Origin of the sequence: Agaribacter flavus, from assembly GCF_042646125.1 — a bacterium.
Taxonomy (GTDB): Bacteria; Pseudomonadota; Gammaproteobacteria; order Enterobacterales; family Alteromonadaceae; genus Glaciecola; species Glaciecola flavus.
The window spans coordinates 1-2,944 of record NZ_JBHRSW010000025.1; the positions used below are offsets into that span (position 1 = coordinate 1).

A 2,944-nucleotide genomic window follows, 5' to 3' on the forward strand; every position below is an offset into this window, starting at 1 on the left:
TGGTTTCCTTACCAACGAGAGATATCTCAGTTTGCAGTCGCTCTTCGTAATAGTCTACTGATCTTAGAGATGGATCGCGAGTTCTGCAAGGTTATTGTCTATGCTCAGTTGCCCATCCGGTATGTAGCGTTGAAGCTTGTCCCACTGGTTCAGGCAATATTGAATGGCATTGCCCAGCTTAGAATATTCAGAGTTATATCAATAAGGCGAATTAGTTTTTAACATATCGACATGAAGATTTTTAAAGTTAGTGTACGAGTATCTGACAGCTGACTTTACGCTACAAGCGGCTAAAAAAACACAAGCAACTAAATAATAAAAATAGGCGGATAAAAAACAAAAAAGACGAAACATCAACAACATAATTGATTTTTTACAACCTATTTTCAATAAAACGACTCATCCTACTTGCCCAGCATCGCACTGGGTCAGCCACACGCATTAGCAATTAATTAAAAAAGATAAAGCCTAAACAAACTCAATTTTCAGAGATTACGCGCTAGCCCAAACCAACAGGGCCTTTGCACACAATGAGATTCTCTATTTTATCGTCTGAACTACAGTCATATTCTCCGCCAGCCCAGTGCTGGCAAGCCTTTCATTAGCAAGAGAATCTTGCGTTATGTGTGACAATAAAAACAGCAAAAAAGCGGGAACCGATATCACCAACTCCCGCTTTCCATCATCACCAAACTGGCTGACATTCCGTTGCCAGAATCATCACTGCACCAGATACGCCAGAAGTGCGCCCGCTACAATCACCACCAACGAAATCGCCACTACTTGCAGCCATTCTCGGCGATCTTCTCGTTGCATCTCAGCGCGGTGGGCTTGCCATGTTTTTACTTGCATATTTTTAAGTCTACCTATCTAGTAGTTGTACCGTACATGTGCGTTTTTTCTTGAAATCAGCTGATACTTTGATTTTGAATGCTAATTGATTATCTTCAAATTCTATTGAATCTGATTTGCCATTGTATTTGAAATCAAAATTGTTAGTTCCTTGATTTACAGAGACTCGGATAACCTTATGATTGAATACATTGATCCTCATTAAAGCGTATATCACGGCACCTCTGTATTCAAGTTTACCCTTGTACCTGAGCCTGTAGAACCAAACTGTTGTGCCAATAATTAATGCCAAAACGACTGTTTCTAAATGATAATAAGGAAACACTTTTGCGATTACTCCTAGAATGACAAACATTATAAAAGTAAATAACAACTTTAATATATTCAGGAAAAAGTTAGTTTTCAAATAAATTGTTGAAGCTTGTTTTTTCACTTACAGGCATCCTGACACATCAACCCACCAGTTATATTTGCACCTTCAGCTATGACCGTAGTTGCTTGTTCATCAATCTTCATTGTCGAGGATAGTTTACTTAGCCCGCCAGTCGCAGCGCCAATAAGTGTTTTCATTCCAGTTTGTTCTAAATTGACATCACTTACCGCGTCAACTAATTCCGATGCTCCGCTTTCTAACGCGTCACCAACTGAGCTCATATCTACACTATCAGCATCAAAATTATCAATGGTTTGTGAAGCAATGTCCGAACCAGCAGCGACGACAGCGCCAGTAGCAACTGTGGCTACTAAAGATGTCCCCATAGTTAAACCAGCCAATGCGCCAGTACCACCACCTATGAGCGCTCCTTGAACTATATCTTCACCAGCTAACGCTGCTGAAATTCCACCTCCTATCGCTCCAACCACAGCACCGAAACCACCAAGTGCAACGTTAAAAAACTCGCCGTCAGGGTCGGTATACTTGTACGGATTATTATTGACGTAAGCGTAGCGATTGAATCCGTGAGTAACGCTATTACCGCGCTGCATTTGTTCTAGAACGCCCACCGGATCATTTGAGTAAAACCGACCCTCTACGTACGTCTAGTCATCTAAACGCATTATTCACCGACACCAATTTTGCTTAAAGAGCCAACTTTCCAGACGCAACTTTTACAGCCACAATTTCACTTTCTTAAGTGTCAGTTATTTTGAAGTCGTTTTCCAGTGATTTATTTGCCACTTGAGAATCTGATGTCAACATCAATAGCAAGATGAGTATGACGATAATTTGAACTAGGCGCTTGCAGGTTTTATTTTTCATTTGGTGTACTCCAGTCTGATTTGACTAGAGTGTAATAATCCCGAAACAGCCATGTGGCTGATCCGGTCAATATACGATTTTTTTATTCCCAGTACGCGAAGTAGCCCTCATTCTGCGCCTAGATATTGATGCACGATTTGACGAATGAGATTATCGCTCAAGCTGTCGTGTTCGCTCTTAGAATAGATGTCCAGCAAGACCACATTATCTTGCGTTTTTAAGTAATACAAGACGCGATAACCGCCGCTTTTGCCTTTTTGATTATCACTGTTTTTGATGCGGACTTTGTAGGCATCACAGCCGACATTGCTAAGCTTATCGCCGGGCGTGTCGCCAGCTTCTAATGCGGTTTTTAATTCAGTGAGGTCGTGCTTAATGCGGCGGTATTTTTTGGCGAGTTTTTTGACCGATGCGCTAAATTGACGGGTGACATCAATCGTGCGCTCAGTCATCTAAACTGCCTAATAATGTGTCCAGTGATTCTACGTCATTGTTGCGGGCTTGCTCACACGCACGCGCGAGTCTTGCTTCGGGCGAGTCTTCGGTAAACACATGCACGATTTTCGCTAGGTCGGCCAGTTTTTCATCCGGCACGAGGCGAAGCTCTTCAACGATTTGTTGGCGATAGTCGATTGCATTTGGCATCAGCACACCTCTTACTGTTAATAACATATTGCGACGTTTCCTGTTGGTAGAGTATAAGATGGATTAACACTACTTACTACCCTCTGTGACAGCTGACTTTAAGGCTTTTTTGATGCGTTTCAGATTCAAAAACAGCGGGTAATTACGGAGTAAATGTAGTCAAGATATGAAAATAGGCTGGCCATT

The 2,944-nt window shown here is 41.8% G+C and carries 5 protein-coding genes and 1 pseudogene; all 6 read right to left on the reverse strand.

Annotated features, from left to right (window positions below):
• Positions 1-72: 72 nt before the first annotated feature.
• Positions 73-183, reverse strand: a pseudogene (locus ACFOHL_RS12920) (IS66 family transposase); the annotation flags it as partial.
• A 679-nt stretch (positions 184-862) separates the two neighbouring features.
• Positions 863-1,285 (reverse strand): hypothetical protein, encoded by a 423-nt coding sequence (locus ACFOHL_RS12925; protein WP_376920654.1) that lies wholly within the window; start codon positions 1,283-1,285, stop codon positions 863-865.
• Entirely contained in the window at positions 1,282-1,839 is a 558-nt protein-coding gene (locus tag ACFOHL_RS12930; RefSeq protein WP_449189030.1) for a hypothetical protein, read from the reverse strand. Before ACFOHL_RS12930 ends, ACFOHL_RS12925 begins: the two co-directional genes overlap by 4 nt.
• A 145-nt stretch (positions 1,840-1,984) precedes the next feature.
• Complete coding sequence (locus ACFOHL_RS12935; RefSeq protein ID WP_376920655.1) at positions 1,985-2,113, reverse strand: hypothetical protein; 129 nt, start codon at positions 2,111-2,113, stop codon at positions 1,985-1,987.
• A gap of 107 nt (positions 2,114-2,220) precedes the next feature.
• A complete protein-coding gene (locus tag ACFOHL_RS12940) occupies positions 2,221-2,565 on the reverse strand; it encodes a type II toxin-antitoxin system RelE/ParE family toxin (RefSeq protein ID WP_376920656.1) in 345 nt (114 codons plus the stop codon).
• Complete coding sequence (locus tag ACFOHL_RS12945; protein ID WP_376920657.1) at positions 2,558-2,785, reverse strand: hypothetical protein; 228 nt, start codon at positions 2,783-2,785, stop codon at positions 2,558-2,560. Before ACFOHL_RS12945 ends, ACFOHL_RS12940 begins: the two co-directional genes overlap by 8 nt.
• Positions 2,786-2,944 lie beyond the last annotated feature (159 nt).

What these genes read in the sequence shown, in the direction of transcription:
- ACFOHL_RS12940 (WP_376920656.1), bottom strand. Translation starts at nt 2,565, where the DNA reads ATGACTGAGCGCACGATTGATGTCACCCGTCAATTTAGCGCATCGGTC.
- ACFOHL_RS12935 (WP_376920655.1), bottom strand. Translation starts at nt 2,113, where the DNA reads ATGAAAAATAAAACCTGCAAGCGCCTAGTTCAAATTATCGTCATACTC.
- ACFOHL_RS12930 (WP_449189030.1), bottom strand. Translation starts at nt 1,839, where the DNA reads ATGCAGCGCGGTAATAGCGTTACTCACGGATTCAATCGCTACGCTTAC.
- ACFOHL_RS12945 (WP_376920657.1), bottom strand. Translation starts at nt 2,785, where the DNA reads ATGTTATTAACAGTAAGAGGTGTGCTGATGCCAAATGCAATCGACTAT.